The 18,443-nt window shown below is 72.0% G+C and carries 13 protein-coding genes; 8 read left to right on the top strand and 5 right to left on the bottom strand.

Annotated features, from left to right (window positions below):
* Nucleotides 1-4 precede the first annotated feature (4 nt).
* A complete protein-coding gene (locus tag WME83_RS43850) occupies nucleotides 5-1,864 on the bottom strand; it encodes an HDIG domain-containing metalloprotein (protein WP_437315657.1) in 1,860 nt (619 codons plus the stop codon).
* 367 nt (nucleotides 1,865-2,231) lie between these two features.
* Here WME83_RS43850 and folP point away from each other — a divergent pair, with 367 nt between their 5' ends.
* Genes folP through WME83_RS43835 form a run of 3 tightly spaced genes read left to right on the top strand, consistent with a single transcriptional unit; the run spans nucleotide 2,232 to nucleotide 5,423 of the window.
* Complete coding sequence (gene folP / locus WME83_RS43845; protein ID WP_437315656.1) at nucleotides 2,232-3,167, top strand: dihydropteroate synthase; 936 nt, start codon at nucleotides 2,232-2,234, stop codon at nucleotides 3,165-3,167.
* Nucleotides 3,160-4,488: a diadenylate cyclase CdaA gene (gene cdaA, locus WME83_RS43840; RefSeq protein WP_437315655.1), complete on the top strand. Its 1,329-nt coding sequence runs from the start codon at nucleotides 3,160-3,162 to the stop codon at nucleotides 4,486-4,488. Before folP ends, cdaA begins: the two co-directional genes overlap by 8 nt.
* On the top strand, nucleotides 4,485-5,423 hold the full coding sequence (locus WME83_RS43835; protein WP_437315654.1) for a CdaR family protein: 939 nt from the start codon (nucleotides 4,485-4,487) through the stop codon (nucleotides 5,421-5,423). The genes cdaA and WME83_RS43835 overlap by 4 nt, the downstream gene beginning before the upstream one ends.
* Here the strand turns inward: WME83_RS43835 and WME83_RS43830 are convergent.
* Both WME83_RS43830 and WME83_RS43825 read right to left on the bottom strand, forming a co-directional pair.
* The gene (locus WME83_RS43830) at nucleotides 5,407-6,492 is read right to left on the bottom strand and encodes a BMP family lipoprotein (protein WP_437315653.1); all 1,086 of its coding nucleotides are present in this window, start codon (nucleotides 6,490-6,492) and stop codon (nucleotides 5,407-5,409) included. The genes WME83_RS43835 and WME83_RS43830 overlap by 17 nt on opposite strands.
* A gap of 35 nt (nucleotides 6,493-6,527) precedes the next feature.
* On the bottom strand, nucleotides 6,528-7,016 hold the full coding sequence (locus tag WME83_RS43825; RefSeq protein ID WP_020740663.1) for a nitrate reductase associated protein: 489 nt from the start codon (nucleotides 7,014-7,016) through the stop codon (nucleotides 6,528-6,530).
* A gap of 88 nt (nucleotides 7,017-7,104) precedes the next feature.
* Between WME83_RS43825 and WME83_RS43820 the strand changes: the two genes are divergently transcribed.
* The 3 genes from WME83_RS43820 (at nucleotide 7,105) to WME83_RS43810 (ending at nucleotide 12,441) form a co-directional block, all read left to right on the top strand.
* Nucleotides 7,105-7,809, top strand: a complete 705-nt coding sequence (locus WME83_RS43820) for a hypothetical protein (RefSeq protein WP_437315652.1) — start codon at nucleotides 7,105-7,107, stop codon at nucleotides 7,807-7,809.
* A 960-nt stretch (nucleotides 7,810-8,769) separates the two neighbouring features.
* Nucleotides 8,770-10,020, top strand: coding sequence for a serine hydrolase domain-containing protein (locus WME83_RS43815; RefSeq protein WP_437315651.1), 1,251 nt, complete (start codon nucleotides 8,770-8,772; stop codon nucleotides 10,018-10,020).
* A gap of 1,095 nt (nucleotides 10,021-11,115) precedes the next feature.
* Complete coding sequence (locus tag WME83_RS43810) at nucleotides 11,116-12,441, top strand: carbohydrate porin (RefSeq protein ID WP_437315650.1); 1,326 nt, start codon at nucleotides 11,116-11,118, stop codon at nucleotides 12,439-12,441.
* Between the two features lie 90 nt (nucleotides 12,442-12,531).
* Here WME83_RS43810 and WME83_RS43805 read toward each other — a convergent pair whose 3' ends face one another.
* On the bottom strand, nucleotides 12,532-13,329 hold the full coding sequence (locus WME83_RS43805; protein ID WP_437315649.1) for a UPF0158 family protein: 798 nt from the start codon (nucleotides 13,327-13,329) through the stop codon (nucleotides 12,532-12,534).
* A 277-nt stretch (nucleotides 13,330-13,606) separates the two neighbouring features.
* Nucleotides 13,607-15,118, bottom strand: coding sequence for a glycerol kinase GlpK (gene glpK / locus WME83_RS43800; protein ID WP_437315648.1), 1,512 nt, complete (start codon nucleotides 15,116-15,118; stop codon nucleotides 13,607-13,609).
* Between the two features lie 239 nt (nucleotides 15,119-15,357).
* Here glpK and WME83_RS43795 point away from each other — a divergent pair, with 239 nt between their 5' ends.
* Nucleotides 15,358-17,286 carry an adenylate/guanylate cyclase domain-containing protein gene (locus tag WME83_RS43795; protein ID WP_437315647.1) on the top strand — a complete coding sequence of 643 codons (1,929 nt, stop codon included), beginning with the start codon at nucleotides 15,358-15,360 and terminating at the stop codon, nucleotides 17,284-17,286.
* Between the two features lie 134 nt (nucleotides 17,287-17,420).
* On the top strand, nucleotides 17,421-18,374 hold the full coding sequence (locus WME83_RS43790; protein ID WP_437315646.1) for an acetyl-CoA carboxylase carboxyltransferase subunit alpha: 954 nt from the start codon (nucleotides 17,421-17,423) through the stop codon (nucleotides 18,372-18,374).
* The last annotated feature ends 69 nt before the right edge of the window (nucleotides 18,375-18,443 follow it).

Raw genomic sequence — 18,443 nt, 5'->3', positions numbered from 1 at the left:
CTGCTCAGTGCGTCTTCTTCGGCGTGCGCACGGACTCCGCTGGGCTCTCGTCCTTCGCGGCACCCCCGGCGTCGTCCCTGCTGACCGACGGCGCCGCCGCGGCCGCGCCCCGCGCGGTCGAGGCGGGCGGCGGGGCGGCGCTCCCGTCCCGCCCCACCGCGCCGGACGGCGGCACGGGCGTGGGCGTGGCGGGGCGCACGGGGTGCGGCGTGGCCGTCGGGGGCGCGGGCGTGTGCCCGGCGCGATCGGCCTCCCGCTGCCACGGGTACTTGATGCGCCCGTGGTACATGTTGACCAGCGTCGACGCCATCCGGGTCGTCATGATGCGCAGGTCCTCGATCGTCAGCCCGGATTGATCGAGCTGTCCGGACGCGAGCTTCGAGAACATCACGCGCTGGATCATCTCCTCGAACTTCTTGTGCTCGGGCGGCCAGATGGTCCGCGACGCCGCCTCGATGGAGTCGACGAGCATCAGGATCGCCGTCTCCTTCGTCTGCGGCTTCATGCCCGGGTAACGGAAGTGCTCCTGCGTGAGCTCCTTCGGGTTCCCCTGCTCGACGCACTTGTGCCAGAAGTACTCGACGACCTGCGTGCCGTGGTGGGTGTACGCGAACTCCACCACGGGCTCGGGGATGTTGCCCTCCCGCAGGATCTTCGTGCCCATCACGACGTGCGCCATGATGGCGTCGGCGCTCACCTCCGGGTCGAGATCCTCGTGCGGCGAGCGCTCGCCCTGCGCGAGGTTCTCGATGAAGTACTTGGGCTGCACCGTCTTGCCGAGGTCGTGGTAGTAGGCGCCCACGCGCGTCAGCAGGGCGTCGGCGCCGATCGCCGCGGCCGACGCCTCGGCGAGGTTCGCCATCGCGCGCGCGTGCTCCCAGCTGCCCGGCGCCTCCGCCGCCATCTTCTTGAGGAGCGGCTGCTCCAGATCGGTGAGGTCGAGCAGCTTGTCGCGGGGCACGTGCCCCATCGCCCGCTCGGCCGGCTCCCTGAGGCTCCGCCCGAGCACGCCGACGAGGAGCCCCCCGCCGATGCAGGACAGCACGTTCGACCCGAGCCAGAGCTTCAGATCCGCGACGAGGTCGAAGCTGCCCTCGAACAGCACGGTCAGCGCGACGAACCCGATCGCGCCGGCGAGGCCCGCGAGGCTGCCCGCGACGAGCAGCTGCCGCGAGCCCTTGCGCTTGAAGAAGAACATCGTCGCGGCGATGCCGCGCACGAGCAGCACCGACAGGAGGACCACGTCGAACCGGAGCAGCGACGCGGCGATGAACGCGACGCCCACCTCCACGAGGAACGCGGTCCGCCGATCGAAGGCGATCGCCACCCAGAGCGGGAGCGCGGCGACGGGCATCCAGAACTCGGGCAGCGCCGTGAAGAGCAAGAGGAGCTTCGCGACGACGAGCGAGGCCGTCATCAGGACGAACATGCCCACCTGCGTCCGGAGCAGCCGCACCCGGTTCTGCCCGAAGCGGCGCAGGTAGACCGTCAGCATCAGGCAGACGATGAGATAGATGACGTACGTGCTCGCGACGCGCGCGCCGAGCCCTGGCCGGCGCATGCGCCGCACGGTCTCGTACGCCATCGCGGCGTTGTGATCCTCGTTGTGCTCCGACAGCACCGTGCCGCGCGGCACGATCACGCGCGCGTGCTCGTACGAGAGCGAGAAGCTCCCGTCGTGCGTGTCGCGCACGATCCGCGGACCGTACGGGACCCGCAGCGTCACGGGCGCAGGCTTGCCCATCTCGGGCGCGAGCGACGGGATCAAGAGCTCGCCCACGCTGAGCACGGCGAAGAACGCCGCGAACAGGACGCTCAAGACGAAGCCGGCGAGGGGACCTGCCCGGATACGCGTGCGCAGCATGGAACCGCTCGGTCTCGTCCGCTGGATGCAGCCTGAGAAACGGTTGACGGGGCACGCTCGCGCGTGATCCCGCCGCCACCGGACGGCCGCTGGCGGCCGCCGATGTCAAGGTGTAGCCGCGACCCTAGCAAAGAAGCGTGTCCGAGTCAGCGGCGCGCGGAGCGCGGCGCTCCGGCGTCGCCGCCGAATGCTCGCGCGGGCGCGCCGTCCAACGCCGGCGCGCGCCCGCTGGCCACGACGGCGACGCCGGAGCGCGGCGCCGGACCACCCTCACGATGTTCCAATTGCTCCTGGAAAACATCGGTTCGAGCAGACAATTGCCGTTCGGCGCAAAAGTTGCTACCCACAGGAAATGTCCCCGCTGCGCATGCTGCTCGAACGCCGCAGGAGCGTGGTGATCATGGGGGTGCTGAACCGCACGCCGGACTCCTTCTCCGACGGCGGTCGCTTCGCGGATGAAGATACGGCTCTCGCGCAGATCGATGCGATGCTCTCCGAGGGGGCGGACATGATCGACATCGGCGCGGAATCCACGCGGCCGGGTGCGCAGCCCGTGCCGGACGACGAGCAGATCGCGCGCATCGGCGGGAGCGTCCGCGGCGCGGTGAGGAGGGGGGCCGTCGTTTCCATCGACACGACCTCTCCCGCTGTCGCGGCGCGCGCGCTCGACGACGGCGCGGCGGTGGTCAACACGATCTCGCTCGACAGCGCGGCTGAGCTCGGCGCGCTCTGCGCGCGCCGCGGGGCGTCGCTCGTGCTCATGCACAGCCGCGGCCCGATGTCGGTGATGGCCGGCTTCTCCGCCTACCCCGACGACGCCTACGGCGACGTCGTCGCCGACGTGGCGCGCGAGTGGTCGAGCGCCGCGGCGCGGGCGCTCGAGGCGGGCCTGCCGAGGAGCGAGCTCGTCCTCGACCCGGGCCTCGGCTTCGCCAAGAACGCGCGGCAGTCGCTCGAGCTGTGCGCGAGGCTCGACGAGCTGTGCGCCCTCGGCTTCCCGGTGCTCGTCGGGCCGAGCCGCAAGTCGTTCGTCGCGCGCGCCGCGGCGGCCGAGGCCGCCGAGCGGGGCGACGGCGCGGACGCCGCGCTCGCGCCGCCCTCGGAGCGCCTCGGCGGCACCGTCGCGGCCGCGCTCGCGTGCGCCGCGCGCGGCGCCGCGGCGGTGCGCGTCCACGACGTCCGCCCCGTCCGGCAGGCGCTCGACGTGATGCGCGCGATCGATCGCGTGAACGACCGCGCGGGCCCGCGCGAGCGGCGCGGCGCCGGGGCTCCCCTCACCCAGGGGGCGCGCGGCGATGGTTGAGGGGTTCCTCCGCCTCTTCTCGGCGAGGCCGGTGACGCAGATCGTCCGGGACCTCATCGACATCTTCATCGTCGCGTACGTCGTCTATCGCGCGCTGCTCGTGCTGCGCGGCACCCGCGCGATGCAGATGGGCCTCGGGCTCGGCATCGTCTTCCTCATCTACCTCGGGGCGAAGATCTTCGGCCTGACGACGCTCCTCAGCCTCCTCTCGTGGCTGCTCTCGTCGATCATCCTCATCGTGGTCGTCGTGTTCCAGAACGACATCCGCCGCGCCCTCATCCGCGTGGGCGGCAGCAACTGGTTCACGAGCGGCCGCGAGCAGCAGTCGCGCGTCATCGACGAGGTCGTGGCGGCCGCGACCGAGCTCGCCCGCCACCGCATGGGCGCGATCATCGCCTTCGAGCAGGACGCGAACGTGCTCGAGTTCGTCAAGAGCGACGGCATCCACATCGACTCGGTGGTGACCCGGGAGCTGCTCGTCTCGCTCTTCGTCCCCGAGTCGGTGAACAAGCTGCACGACGGCGCGGTGCTGATCCGCGATCTCAAGATCGCGCGCGCCGGCGTCTTCTTCCCGATGCCGGAGACCAAGATCCTCGACGCGAGCCTCGGCTCCCGGCACCGCGCCGCGCTCGGCATCACCGAGGAGACCGACGCGGTCGTGGTCGTGGTCAGCGAGGAGCGCGGCACGATCAGCTTCTGCTTCAGCGGCAACATCGTCTCGAACCTGGACGGCCAGTCGCTGCGGCACGCGCTGCTCGGGCTCTTCGGCCGCTCGTCGCGCCGGCGGCGCTTCGCGAAGAAGGTGGCCCAGAGCGGCCGCACGAGCCTCCCGGCGCCGCCGGCGCGCAGCCCCGCGGTGAGCCCCGCGCCGGGCGCCCCCGCGCCGGGCCACGAGCCCGGCAAGCCCGCCGCCGCCGCGGCGAAGCCCGCGCCGATCGAGGCCAAGCCCGCGGCGCCGGTCACGAAGACGTCGTCGATGATCAAGCCGCCCGCCGACGCCGAGGCGCGGCCGATGGCGCGGATGTCGACCTCCACGCCGATGCGCTCGGGCGCCGAGGCGCGCGCCGCGGCGGGGTCGAGCGCCGACCTCCGCGCCGCGGTGGGGACGAGCGCCGACGCGCGGAGCCCGGGCGCCACCTCCACCACGCAGGACGTGGAGCGCCCGTCCGAGCGCGGGCGGCCGGCGCTGGTCGACGCCACCGCCGCGGCGACGGACTCTCCGGTCCCGTCGCAGCGCACCTTCGTTCCGACGGGGCAGGTCGCGACGACCGCCGCGTCCAAGGGGAGCGCGGAGGGGGCACCTCCGCGAGATGAGCCATGACGCTGGCCGGCATCCGCGAGGCGCTCCGCTCGGCGCTGCTCGACAACCTCGGCCTCAAGCTGCTCTCGATCACGTTCGCGCTCTGCCTCTACGCCTTCATTCACGGCGCGGAGAACGCCCAGCGCACGCTGATGCTCAGCGTCGTCCTGATCCTCCCGCCCGAGTCGAGCCACCGGCAGCTCATGACCCAGGTCGCGGACGAGGTGGCGGTGACGGTGCGGGGCCCCCGGACCCAGCTCGACGACCTCCGCGCGGAGAGCCTCGGGACGCTGCGGCTCGACCTCCGGGACGGCGCGAAGACGCGCATCGATCTCGACGCCTCGATGTTCCACATGCCGGCGGGGCTGGTCGTCGATCAGATCTACCCGCCGACGATCGAGCTCCGCTGGGACGACGTGGTCACGCGGTCCATCCCGGTGCACGTGCCGCGCACGGGGGACACCGCGCAGGGGTTCCTCGTGAAGGGGATGATCTCGGTCGAGCCGCCGTCGGTGAGCGCCCGCGGCCCGCGCTCGGTGGTCGACGTGATGCAGCTCGCGCGCACCGCGCCGTTCGACATCAGCGGGCTCACGGAGGGCACGTACCAGCGGCAGCTCGCCCTCGAGCGGCCGCCGAAGCTCGTGACGTACGACGTCGACAGCGTGATGGCGACGCTCGAGATCGGGCGCGAGCTCGCCACGCGCACCTTCGACCGCAGGGTCGAGGTGGTCGGGATCCCGCGCGCCACGGTCTCGCCCGCCGTGGTGCAGGTGAGGATCACGGGGACGCCGGAGGACGTGGGCGCCGTCAACCCCGACTCGATCGTTGCGCGCGTGGAGCCCAAGGCGGCGAACCTCGATCTGAGCCAGCCGGGCAGCGACTTCCTCGACGTGCTCGTCGACGTCCCGCGCGTCACCGCGGAGGTCAACCCCGCGAAGGTCATGGTGAAGTGGTGAGCGCGCCGCGCCCTCGCTCCGCCGCGGCGGGCGTCGGCGCGGGCAACACCTGGAGCTCGCCCCGCGCGATCCGCGCCGCGAGCGCGGCGGCCCGCGCCCTCGCCGCGGCCGGGATCCCCGCCGCGTGCGGGCCTTCGCTCACGTAGCCGACGCCGCCCTCGGCCAGGCCGAACGACGCGATCCCGCCCTCGAAGCGGCCCTCGACGAGCGCGCGGATCGCCTCGAAGACCGCCACGTCGGCGCGCTTGATCATGCTGGTGAGCACCGTCCCCGGCATCTCGTCGTGCTGGTCTCGATCGACGCCGATCGCCTTGACCCCCATGTCGCGCGCCGCCTCGAACACGCCGTGGCCCGTCGCTCCGGAGACGTGGAAGAGGACGTCGGCGCCCGCCGCGACCTGGCTCACCGCGAGCGCCTTGCCCTTGACCGGATCGCGGAACGCGTCGGGCGTCGTCCCCGCGTAAGCGACGCTGACGCGGCACGCGGGGCAGACCTCCCGCACGCCGGCGCGGTAGCCCGCCTCGAACCTGTGGACGAGCGGCATGTCCATGCCGCCGATGAAGCCGACGCGCCCCGTCGCCGTTGTGAGCCCGGCGATGGCGCCGACCAGGAAGGCCCCCTCCTCCTCGCGGAAGGTGAGGCCGGCGAGGTTCTCGGGCAGCGCGCGGCCGGGCGAGGCCGCGTAATCGAGGCACGCGAAGCGGGTGGCCGGGAAAGCGCGCGCGACGACCTCCACGTCGGTCGAGAAGATGAACCCCACGCCGATCACCAGATCGAAGCCGCGCGCCGCGAACAGCCGCATCGCCGCCTCGCGGTCCTCGGCGCCGCTCGGCTCGAGCACCTCGGTGGTCACGCCGAGCTCGCGGGCGGCGCGCGCGAGGCCGAGGTCGGCCGCGTCGTTGAAGCTCCTGTCCCCGCGCCCGCCGACGTCGAACACGAGGCCCACGCGGATCGCGGCGCGCGCGCCGCCCCCGCGAGGCGGCTCGCCGCGGGCGGGGAGGAGCAGCGACAGGGCGGCGAGCGCCGCGACGGCGGCGGTGACACGTCGGAGGGACAGCGCGGCGGGCATGGGCTCGAGCGGCGGCGGCGGCGCCGCTCGGCCGCTCAGCCGGGCGTCGCCTCGCTGCCGTCGCCCCGGGAGAGCCCGAGCTCGCCGAGCAGCGCCCGCAGCTTCTCGGGCCCGCGCTTCGGATCGGCAAGCTTGACGATCGCGTAGCGCTCCTCTTCGGTCAGGGCCGCCAGCCGGCCGAGCGCGGCGCCGTCGAGCGCGCCGTCCGGGCCGAGCCGCTCGCGCAGCCGCGCGACGACGCTCTCCGGATCCCAGGCGGAGCGGCGCACCGGCGCGCCGGCGAGGGGGGTGAGGTCGACCCCGGCGCGCGCCGCGAAGCCGCGGAGCACCTCGGCGTAGACGGCGAGGTCCTCGTCCGTATCGACCGGCAGGTGACACAGGGCGAGCCGCTCCGCGCGCGACAGCGCCTGCCACCCCGCGAGCGAGATCTTGAGCTCCGCGAGGTCGAGCTTCCGCCGCACCGAGAGCGGCACACAGTCGAGCGAGGCGTGGACCTCGCCCTCGAGCGCGAACTGCCTGTACATACCTTCTTCCTATAGCCGCGCGCCGATCGTTCCGCGAGCCGCGGCTCGCGCCTGGGACGCGCGGCGCGCTTTGCGCTACCCTGCCGCCGTGCGCCGACCCGGGCTCCTCATGACGCTGACCGCGCTGCTCGCGCTCGCGTCGCCGGTCCGGAGCGCCCGCGGTCAGGACGCCGCCGTCGCGCCGCCGGCGCCCATGCTGCTCGACCGCGTCGTCGTGCGCTGGCACGCGCCGGAGACGGGCGGCGTGCGCCGCCCGCAGTTCATCTTCGAGCGGGAGCTCGCCTTCCAGGCGCGCATCGAGGCGCTCGCCGATCCCGACGCGGAGCCCGGGCTCTACCGGGACCGGCACGTCCGCGCCGCGCTCGATCGGCACATCGCCGAGACGCTGCTCGCCAGCCTGCCGATCTCGCCGGCGCCGACGTCGGCGGAGGTCGCGCAGCGGGCGGAGGCGGCCCGGTTCTCGCTGGAGCAGCGCGCCCGCGGCCGCGCGCGACTCCTCGCCGCTGCGGCCGCCGAGGGGGTGAGCTCCGACGAGCTGGACGCGCTGCTGCGCCGCCAGGCGCGCGCGAGCCTGTACCTGGACCGCATGGTCGCGCCGATGCTCGAGCCCAGCGAGTTCGAGCTCAAGCTCGTCCTGCGCTCCGGCGCCACGCCGTTCAAGGATCAGCGCTACGAGGACGTCGCCCCGGCGCTGAAGCGCTGGTACGTCGCGCAGCGGCTCGCCCACGCGCTCGACACCTACTACCAGAGCGCGCGCGCCCGGGTCTCCTTGAGCATCGTGCCCGCGCGCTGAGCGCGCGCCGGGCGGCGGGCGCTCAGCGCGTCGCGAGGCGCGCGAGCCAGCGAAAAGCGCCGCGCGCTTCACGCATCGCCGGGCGCCGGACCTCCGGCGCCTCCGCCTCGGGACAAACGCCCTTGACGTGGTCTCCGCGTTGCGCGGAGCAACGTCCCTATACCGGCGTGCATCCGCCCGCTTTCCGCGACCCATGGCGCCTGCGAGAGCGCCCTACAGCGCCTGCGGTGGGACGCGGAACGACGACCGCTGTTCGAGGAGCGAAAGCTGCGGAAAGGAGGCAAAAAAGAGGCGAAAAGAGGCGAAAAGAGGCGGGCGAGACAACGCAGATGGATTCTATCTCTTGATATTGAAGGACGCTGAAGCGATACTGCAGCGTCGTCTGGTGTTCATTCCAGGCAACTTGGAGCGCGGGCGCTTCCGTGCTGATCGCGCGGGAGGGGGGTCCAGTGCGCCGTATCCGTAGGGGTGTTCGCTGGGGCTACATGCCGGCGATCGGCGTTGGAGGACGCGTTCCTGGAGCGATGAGATAGAGCACGAGACCCGGGGCATGCGCCGCTCGTGAGCCGCCGGGAGCGCGATCGCGCCGGTGCGGCGCGGCGCCGGGCCGACGGCGATGTCGCGAGCGGCCTTTGCGGCGGGCTCAATCCCGGGTGTGGGTGCGCTCGGGGGAGCCGCCCCGGCGAGCGGGCCGAGCAGGCCTCCCCGCTGGGCGTCTCCGGGATCGCGCCGCGAACCCGGCGCACAGGCCTCGACGTCGGGGCGCGGCACCTTCGCGTCGCGCTCGCGCGCGGCGCTCTGTGATCCGGTGTGCCGCGGCCGTGCCTTCGTGTGCGGGAGCGGCGGTGGGAGAGCGCGCGCCCGCCGCTCGGCGGCGTCGGCGACGAGCATCGTGAGGAGACCTCGCAAGGAGCTGTTCACATGGAACCCGGAGAACGTTCGTTTCATCGCAGGCATCTGTTGCGCGGACTCGGCGGCATCGCGACGCTCACCGCGGTCGCGCCCGCGGTGCTCGGCAGCACGTCCGCCGGCGCGACGACGTCGGCCGTGCTCGCCACCGGCTCTCCGGAGATGGTGGGCATGAGCTCGGAGCGGATCGAAGATGTCTTCGCGCGCGTGCAGCGCCGCGCGAACGACGGCCTCTTCCCGGGCGCGACCGCGCTCGTCGCGCGGCGCGGCGTCATCGTGGGTCACCGGGCGTTCGGCAACAAGGTCGCCGGCTGCAGCGAGCCGGTCACGCTCGACACGATGTTCGATGTCCTCTCCATCACGAAGGTGCTGGCGACCGCCACGGCGATCCTGGTGCTCGTCGAGCAGGGCAAGCTCCAGCTCTCCGACCGGGTGGCGTCGTACCTCCCGCGCTTCGCCGCGAACGGGAAGTCGGGCGTCACCGTCCTCGATATGCTCCGGTACTCGGCCGGGCTGCCCATGGACCACCAGCTCCTCGACGAGCCGGACGACGAGGCCGCGTGGCAGGCCATGGCCGAGACGCCGCTCGAGGCCGCGCCGGGCTCGTCGGTGCTCTACAGCGATCTCACCTACCGCCTGCTGGGCCGGCTGGTCGAGATCGCCTCCGGCACCGATCTGAGCACCTTCGCGCACGCGCACATCTGGGGTCCGCTCGGCATGCACGACACCATGTTCAACCCGCCGGCGGAGGTCGCGCCGCGCATCGCGGCGACCGGGACCTCGGCGCGCCGCGGCCGCCTCGTGCGCGGCGAGGTGCAGGACGAGCAGGACTTCGCGCTCGGCGGGATCACCGGCTGCGACGGCGTGTTCACCACGGCGATGGACATCGCCATCTTCTGCCAGATGATCATGGGCTCCGGCAGCTACGGCGGCGCGCGGGTCCTCACCCCGGAGTCGGTCCGCGCGATGACGCGGAACCAGACGCCTCAGGTCACCGCCGCGGCGACCGACACCTCGCCCCTCAACAACCTCCTGCTCGCGCCGAAGGGCCTCGGTTGGGAGATCTGGACGCCGCGCTTCTCGAACGGCGGAACGCGGCTGTCGCCAGGCTCCTTCGGCAAGGCGGGCGGGACCGGCACGTTCGTGTGGCTCGACCCGGCGCGCGAGCTCTTCGGGATCCTCTTGACGAATCACGGCCTGCCGGAGCCCTTCGACGAGATCGGTTGGAACCGGATGCTCGACCGCACCGGCGTGGCGGAGTTCTTCGACGGGGTGATCGCTGCCGCCGTCGACGAGCGCTGAGCCGCCGCTGGCCCTCGCCGGCCGGCGATCCGCGTCCATGCGCCTCGCGCGGCGGGATCGTGCCTGTCGTCCGAGCGCCGCAGCCCGCCCGCGGCGAGCAACATGACGTGTCTCGCGGCGACCGCGTAACGCCCTTCCTGGACATGAACGTGTCCACCCCGCGGTGCACGGCAATCGAGACTGACCCGCTCGCGATCTGCGTCGAGCATACCGCCGTGACAACGCGACGCGTTATATCGCGTACCCGGAGCGGGCCTCTCCCGCGGCCGCGCGCTGCCGCGTCGCCCTGCGCGCGCGCGCAGGGGTGCTCGCGGGCGCGACGGGCGCGGCGCGCGCGAGCGTCAATGACGCTCCTCGGACGGGAGGGCGCGCCGGGGCTCAACGCAGGAGAGCGAGACGCGCCCCGCAGGCGATGCCCCGCTCGCCTTGAGACGAAAACCCGAGTTCGAGGTCCCGAAACAATCCGCGCCGCGTCGCTCGCTCTGGCGACGCCGCCGCAGCACGGAAGCCGCTCCCCGCGGCTCGCGCGTGCAGCCTCGCAGTCGCGTCGCGCGCGCGCCGAGCACTCCCGGTAACGCGCCAGGGTCGCGTGGATTCTTTCGGCTGCACTTCATCCGGAACGAGCTGTTTTGGCGCGTCGCGTCATCCTGCGCCTCGGCTCCTGGCCCGAGGGAAAGGTTAAGGTTCGTTAAGACAAGTGATTTCGGCCACTTAATCTTGACGCATCGCAGAAGGCAACAAACTGCTGAGGGTGCTTCGGAGACCTTTGACATGAACAGAACGTTCCTGTTAACTGTGCCCCCCGCGAGCCCCACGTGTGTGGCGGCGGGCGGCTCTGTCGCACAGAGCCATCCTTAGATTCTCTTGACAGGCCGCTTCCTCTGCCGCTCTGGCCATCTGGCCGCATCACCTCCCCATCACCCCAAGCACACTCCAAGAAATGGATAGGAGCGTCGTTCGATGACATCACTTAAGAGAGACAGGTCGTCGGTTCCCAGCATGCGAATCGCGGGTCGGCGCGCCGCAGTCCGAGCCCTCGGGCTGGTTTCCGTCTCCGCCATTTGCCTCACGGCGGCGCCGAAGTCGGCCCACGCCGTGGGAAGCGAGAACTTCGAGTGGCACTGGTACTCACGCCTCGGCATGGCGTGGTCGCTCTACGGGCAGAAGGCCCAGGGCCAGTCGATGAACCTGCTCGGGTTCGGCATCGGCGGCCGCTACGAGGAGGATGACTACTCCGAGCCGTCGTTCGTCGCCCACGTGGTGAAGGGCGCGACGCCGCAGGACTTCTTCGTGAAGTCCGAGATGACGTTCGCCATCTGGCGGCAGTGGGGCGGGCAGTTCATGCAGCCTGCCTCGAACGACGGCCAGGCGATCACGCTCCAGTTCAACCAGGCCTACATCGAGGCCGGCAACTTCATCGTCCCGGGCCTCAGCGTCTGGGGCGGCGCGCGCTTCTTCCGCGAGCAGTACGCGCCCATCGGCGACTACTTCTACCTCGACGACCTCAGCGGCCAGGGCGGCGGCATCACGTACGAGAACCTGAAGCTCGCCATCCTCGGCTACCGGCGGTCGTCGACCGACCAGGCCTCGTTCCCCGTCTACAACTTCGACAACGGGGTCGAGCGCTTCCGCACCATCTTCGCCGGTAACTACAAGTTCGAGTTCGGCGGCGAGGCCAAGCACCACGTCAAGGTCCACGGCGAGTTCCACGTCCTGCCGGCCGCGACGCGGGGGCCGGACCAGGACGCGCCCGACAACGGCAAGGGCGACGTCGGCGGCGTCATCGGCGCGAAGCTCCACCTCGGGCTCGGCCAGGGCAACTGGAGCGACACGGCCGTGCGCTTCGGCACCGGCATCGCCAACGGCGCCGCCGGCGGCGCGAAGACGTACCAGACCTGGGGCGCTCCGAACGACGACGGCACCTACTCGGGCTCCTTCGGCGTCGAGGCCGTCGAGCACCTCGGCTTCCGGATCGGCGACGTCGCCGCCCTGGAAGGCCTCGCCACCTTCCACTACACGAAGGGCGCGGCCGACGCCGACGGCGCCGCGGCTGCCGGGCTTGCCGACAAGCAGATGGACTTCTCGGTCCAGGCGAACGCCGCGATCTTCGCCCACAAGATCTTCCACCCCGTCGTCGAGGCGTCGTTCCAGGGGCGGAAGGACGGCGACGGCGACCTCGGGACCGCGATCAAGCTCTCGGTCGTCCCGACCCTCGTGCCGACGGGCGAGCTGAGCACCGGCGCGCGGCCGCACTTCAAGCTCATCTACACGGCCGCCATCTACAACGAGGCGGCGGTCCTGCAGAACATGTCGCCCTACATCCGCGCCTTCGGCCTCCGCGACGAGTCGGATCCGGCGAACTTCCGGGCCCGCTCGACGGTCGGCCACTACATCGGCGCGCGCACCGACTGGTACTTCTAGACCGCTCGGCGATCGAAGCCGCCGCTCCCCTCCGTCCCCACCTTCAGGCCAGCGCCCCGGCGCCGCGATCGCGGCGCCGGTGGCGCGCCCTCACGCCGTGTCGCTGCGCGACTCGCTCGCGATCTCCTGCGAGGCGGGCCCGGACTCCTCGTCCGCCGGACCCTGGGCCTCGTGGTAGTGGTGCGCGAACGACCGCGCCGCGCGGCGCGCCTTCAGGAACTCCGCGAACGCCGTCAGCGTGTCGAGATCCCGCGGGCCGAGCGCCTCGGCGATGTCGCGGAGGTTCTTGCGCAGGCTCTCCACGCTCTTGCCGCGGCGGGGCTCCCGCACCTCCTCGCGCTCGCGCTCGCGCTCGCGCGCCGGCGGCTCGACGGCGGGCGCCACGGGCGCGGCGGCCTCGGGGCGAGCCGGCACCTCCGGCACCCAGAGCGGGCGGGGCACCGGGTTCAGCGCGTGGGCGCTCAGCCACGCCTCCATGAAGATCCGCAGCCGCTCGCTCCGGAAGGCGAACCAGCGCTCCCGCTCCGGGCCGTAGGACATCAGCACATCCTTGAAACGCCGGAACGCGCCCTTGCCGTCGATCGCCTGGCTGAGCTTCGCCTGGAGCTCCATGTCTTCCACCATCGGGATGTAGCGCTCCATCCACCGGTACTGCTCGCGGGAGCTCACGGGATCGATCCGGAGGTAGTTGGCATCGGCCGCGATGCGCGCGTGCATCTGAGGATCGGCCACGCCGTCGACCACGCGCAGCACGTCGCCCGTGCCGAGGTGCAGGTACGAGTGCACCTCTGGGGCGTTGTTCTCGAAGGCGTCCTCCAGCGCCTCCCAGTCGATCGGGATGTCGCGAACGGCCGTCCCGCCGGCTGAAGCATTCTCGGTAGTCGGCATGTCCTCCTCGTCTCCATCGAAAGCAGCGAGGCGGCGGTGGGCTGGCCGCGCGCCTCGGTTCAAGTGCACCAAGTTTGAACGGAAATGCGCCGTCGTCATAGCACTCTACGCTGGTTGGGGGCTTCTGGGCCTAACTCTCGCAACCTAGGGTTGATTCCTTGATCCGGAAGCCCGTTCGGCCGGCGAGCCGGCGGCGCGATGACGGCTCGGGAGCGAGCTTCGGAAGACCTGGTTCAAGCGGAAAACAGCGTGGAAATTCAGGGGAATCGGGCCGCGATCAGCCGCGCTGCGAGCGCGCGCGCGCCACCGCGTCGGCCCAGCGGCGGCGGTGGGAGGCGCGATCCTCCTCGTTCATCGCGACCTGGAAGCTCTGCCCGACACGGGACATGCGGGCCGAGTCCTCCTTCGTCCGGAAGAGGCCGGCGCCGACGCCGGCGAGCATTGCGGCCCCGCGCGCCGTCGTCTCCAGGTCGGTGGGGCGCTCGATAGCGACGTTCGCCACGTCCGCCTGGAACTGCATGAGCAGGTCGTTCGCGGCGGCGCCGCCGTCCACGCGCATCCGGCGCACCGGGTGGCCCAGGTCGTCGGCCATGGCCCGCACGAGATCCGTCACGGAGAGCGCGATTCCCTCGAGCGTCGCGCGGGCGAGGTGCGCCGCGGTCGTGCCGCGCGTCACCCCGACGATGATCCCGCGGGCGTCCGGATCCCAGTAGGGCGCGCCGAGGCCGGAGAGCGCCGGGACGAACGTGACGCCCTCGCTGGAGGGCACGCTGCGGGCGAGCGCCTCGACCTCCGCCGCGCTCTTGATGACGCCCAGGCCGTCGCGGAGCCACTGCACCGCGGCCCCGGCGATAAACGCGCTTCCCTCGAGCGCAAAGACCACCTCGGAGCCGATCTTCCAGCCCACGGAGGTGAGCAGGCCGAAGCGGCTCCGGAGCGGGCGATCGCCGATGTTGGCCAGCACGAAGGCGCCGGTGCCATAGGTGCACTTGGCGTCGCCCGTCGCGAAGCAGGCCTGGCCGAAGAGGGCCGCCTGCTGATCGCCGGCGATGCCGGCGATCGGGATGCCGTCGGGCAGGTGAGGGAAGCCGCGAGTCGCGGCGATGCGGCCCGCCGACCCGACGATCTCGGGCAGCAGCGGGCGCGGGATCCGCAGCATCGCGAGCATCGCGTCGTCCCAGCTCAGCGACGCGAGGCTCATGAGCAGGGTGCGCGACGCGTTGGTGACGTCGGTCGCGTGCACCGGAGCGCCGCCGGCCACGTCGCCCGAGAGGCGCCAGACGAGGAAGCTGTCGATCGTGCCGAAGCAGAGCTCGCCGCGCTCGGCGCGCGCGCGCGCGCCGGGCACGTTGTCCAGGATCCACTCGAGCTTCGTGCCGCTGAAGTACGGATCGAGCACGAGGCCGGTCGTCTCCTCGACCGCCTGCTCGTGGCCCGCGGCGCGCAGCTCGGCGCAGCGCGGCGCCGTCCGGCGGTCCTGCCACACGATCGCGCGGTGGATCGGCCTCCCGGTCGCGCGCTCCCAGACGAGCGTCGTCTCGCGCTGGTTCGTGATGCCGATCGCCTTGATCGCGCTGCCCGCCACGCCGGCCACCTTGAGCGTCTCGCCCACGGCGTCCTGAACGCTCTGCCAGATCTCCTCCGGGTCGTGCTCGACGAGCCCGGGCTCCGGGAAATGCTGGCGAAACTCGCGCGTGGCGCGGCCCAGCGTCGTGCCCGCCGTGTCCATGAGGAGGGATGTCGTGCCGGTGGTGCCCTGATCGATCGCGAGGAGGTACGCGGAATCCATGCGGCCGACTAACGCGGCGGCCCGTGGGCGCATAGCGGTTCCAGGCGACACTTCCACACGGATCCCGCTTCTGTGGGCTGATCGTATGGTCAGTGATCGCCGCGGGGGGCCGCCCGGGGCGATCGCGCCGGGGGCGGGCGCGCCCCCGCGGATCAGCGCGGTCGCTTTCCCCGGCCTGTCCTGGACTCCGGCCGGAAAGATTGTCGGTCCGTGCCCGGCTGGGTAATCTCCCAGAACCGATGGCCCGCCTCATCCTGCAGACCGCCGAGGGCCAGCAGGCGATCGAGCTGCGGCCCGTGAACTCGCTGGGGCGCCACCCGAACAATTCCATCCAGCTGCTCGACAAGATCGTCTCGAAGGAGCACTGCATCATCGAGCAGCGGGGCGATCACTTCGTCCTGCGCGATCTCGGGAGCCTGAACGGCACGTTCATCAACAGCGAGCGTGTCCGGGGCGAAGCGCCGCTCAAGCACGGGGACGAGATCGCCCTGGGGTCCACGCGAGGCCGCTTCGACGATCCGGGCGCGCCGGTCGCCCCGCCGCTCGTCCCGGGCTGGCCTCCCGCGGTGAACCACCAGGGCGCGGCGCCGGCGCCCGGGTACGGACACCCGCCGCGCGAGGGCGCCTACCCGCCGCCGCCGCAGCCGCAGTACCCGCGCCAGCAGCCGCCGCAGCAGGCGGGGGCGCTGTCAGGCACGCCGGCGGCGCCCCCGGTGGCGCGGCAGCCGCCGTACGTGCCGCCGCCGCCGCCGCTGGTCGCCGGGCCGGGCGGGACCGCGCCGCTGCCGGGGCGCTCGGGGGCGCACGGCGGCTCGTACGTCGCGCAGGGCACCCGCATCGACGTGAACGATCAGGCCCGGCAGATCGGCACGCAGATCGCCGCGGTCGACAAGGGGTTCCTGGCGTTCGACCGGATCGCGAACGACATGAACCAGCTGCGCGCCGACTACGAGCGGCTGCGCCTGTCGCACGAGCTGTCGCGCGAGATCGCCGCCGAGCGCGACACGCCGAAGCTGCTCGAGAAGATCCTCACGAGCGTCTTCAAGTTCATCCGCGCCGACCGCGGGGTGATCTTCCTGCGCAACGAGAGCGGCGAGCTCACGCCGCAGGCCATGCAGCGGCGCGACGGGACGACGGCGCCGATCAGCGTGTCCTCGACGATCCTGAACCACGTGGTGCACGAGCGCGCCGCGGTGCTGACCCACGACGCGGCGATGGACTTCGCGGCGTCGAAGGGCAAGAGCATGATCCTGAACCGGATAAGCTCGGCCATCGTCGCCCCCCTCGTGGCCCCGCTGCAGCACAACAACGAGGTGCTCGGCGTGCTCTGGCTCGACTCGGAGACGCTCGCGCAGTTCCAGCCCAAGGACCTCGAGCTCGTGACCGCCATCGCCTACCAGGCGGCGATGTTCATCGAGATCAACATCCTCGGGAAGAAGATCGAGAACGAGATCGTCACGCGCGAGCAGCTGCGCCGGCTGCTCTCGCCGAACATCGCCGAGCGCGTGCTGAGCGGCCAGCTCGCCGTGAAGCAGGGCGGTCAGCACGTCGAGGAGTGCACCGTCTTCAACAGCGACATCCGCGGCTTCACGCGCATGGCCGAGAGCAAGAAGCCCGAGGAGCTCGTCGTGATGCTGAACGAGTACTTCGAGCGGATGGTCGACACGATCTTCCAGTTCGAGGGCACGCTCGACAAGTTCATGGGCGACGGGATCATGGCGCTCTGGGGCGCGCCGGTCGCCCACCGGGACGATGCGGTCCGCAGCGTGGAGTGCGCGCTGAAGATGGGCGAGGTGCTCGGCGAGTTCAACCGCGAGCGGCTCGAGCGCGACGAGCAGCCGCTCGCGGTCGGCATCGGGATCCACACCGGGCCGCTCGTCGCCGGGTACATCGGCAGCTCGAAGGCGCTCAGCTACACGGTGATCGGCGACGTGGCGAACACGTCGGCGCGGCTCTGCTCGATCGCGCTGGCCGGCCAGATCGTCATCAGCGAGACCACGTACGCGCAGCTCGGCGGCCGGTTCGAGACCGAGGAGCTCCAGCCCGCGAAGGTCAAGGGCAAGGACAAGCCGATCCCGATCTACAACGTGATCCGGAGCCGGCCGATGGCGCAGGTCCCGGCGAACGCCTTCGCCAACGTCGAGCCGACCAACGCCGCCCAGGAATGAGCGCGATGACGCGACGCCTCCGCCCCGGGCGGAGGGCGCGCGCGTCGTCGCGGGTGCGCGGCGCGCTCGACGCGATGCGCTGCGGCAGCACAGCGCCGTAGCCGTCCGCCCGCTGCAGCGTTAGGGTCCGCGCCGTGGCTGCTTCGATTCTACCTTTTGAGAAACCTGTCGCAGAGCTGATCGAGAAGGTGCGGGAGCTGCGGTCGCTCGCCGCGGCCGATCCGCGCTTCGAGCCGGAGCTCGCGCAGCTCGAGGACAACACGGGCCGGCTGGCGCGCGAGATCTTCGCGGGCCTGACGCCGATGCAGAAGGTGCTGCTCTCGCGGCACGCGAACCGGCCGTACACGCTCGACTACGTGAAGCGGCTCTTCACGGACTGGGTCGAGCTGAAGGGCGATCGGCGCTTCGCCGACGACTGCTCGATCGTGGGCGGGCTCGCGACGTACCACGGGCGGAGCGTCGTGGTGGTGGGCCACCAGAAGGGGCGCGGCGCGAAGGAGAACGTGAAGCGCAACTTCGGGATGCCGCACCCGGAGGGCTACCGGAAGGCCATCCGGCTCTACGAGATGGCGGACCGGTTCGGGCTCCCGATCCTGACGTTCATCGACACGATGGGGGCGTACCCGGGCATCGGCGCCGAGGAGCGCGGCCAGAGCGAGGCGATCGGCGCCGCGCTCGCCGCGATGGCGCGGGTCGGGGTGCCGATCGTGGCGACCGTCATCGGCGAGGGGGGCTCGGGCGGCGCGCTGGCGCTCGGCGTCGCGAACCGCGTGCTGGTGCTCGAGTTCAGCTGCTACTCGGTCATCTCGCCCGAGGGCTGCGCGGCCATCCTCTGGAAGGACGGGGCCCGCGCCGACGAGGCCGCGGCGCGGCTCAAGATCACCGCGCCGGACCTCCTGCAGCTCGGCGTCGTCGACACCATCGTCGAGGAGCCGACCGGCGGCGCGCACCAGGACCACGACGACGCCGCGGCGCGGCTCGACAAGGCGCTCTGGGCGACGCTCACGTCGATGGACGGGCTCAGCCCGGAGGAGCTCGTGGACGACCGGTACCGCAGGTTCCGCGGTCTCGGGTCGTTCGTGGGCTAGGCGGCGCGAGGCGGATCGAGGCGGCGCGCCGCCCGGGCGCTCCGGCTGGCCCTCCCCGGGCGCCGGGGC

It is taken from the genome of Sorangium sp. So ce385 (assembly GCF_051474135.1).
GTDB lineage: Bacteria > Myxococcota_A > Polyangia > Polyangiales > Polyangiaceae > Sorangium > Sorangium cellulosum_D.
Note: the sequence above shows the minus strand (reverse complement) of the source record. Positions and strands in the feature narration are given on the sequence as shown.

Coding starts and splice junctions, on each gene's coding strand:
- WME83_RS43850 (WP_437315657.1), bottom strand. CDS start 1,864: ATGCTGCGCACGCGTATCCGGGCAGGTCCCCTCGCCGGCTTCGTCTTG.
- folP (WP_437315656.1), top strand. CDS start 2,232: ATGCTGCTCGAACGCCGCAGGAGCGTGGTGATCATGGGGGTGCTGAAC.
- cdaA (WP_437315655.1), top strand. CDS start 3,160: ATGGTTGAGGGGTTCCTCCGCCTCTTCTCGGCGAGGCCGGTGACGCAG.
- WME83_RS43835 (WP_437315654.1), top strand. CDS start 4,485: ATGACGCTGGCCGGCATCCGCGAGGCGCTCCGCTCGGCGCTGCTCGAC.
- WME83_RS43830 (WP_437315653.1), bottom strand. CDS start 6,492: ATGCCCGCCGCGCTGTCCCTCCGACGTGTCACCGCCGCCGTCGCGGCG.
- WME83_RS43825 (WP_020740663.1), bottom strand. CDS start 7,016: ATGTACAGGCAGTTCGCGCTCGAGGGCGAGGTCCACGCCTCGCTCGAC.
- WME83_RS43805 (WP_437315649.1), bottom strand. CDS start 13,329: ATGCCGACTACCGAGAATGCTTCAGCCGGCGGGACGGCCGTTCGCGAC.
- glpK (WP_437315648.1), bottom strand. CDS start 15,118: ATGGATTCCGCGTACCTCCTCGCGATCGATCAGGGCACCACCGGCACG.
- WME83_RS43795 (WP_437315647.1), top strand. CDS start 15,358: ATGGCCCGCCTCATCCTGCAGACCGCCGAGGGCCAGCAGGCGATCGAG.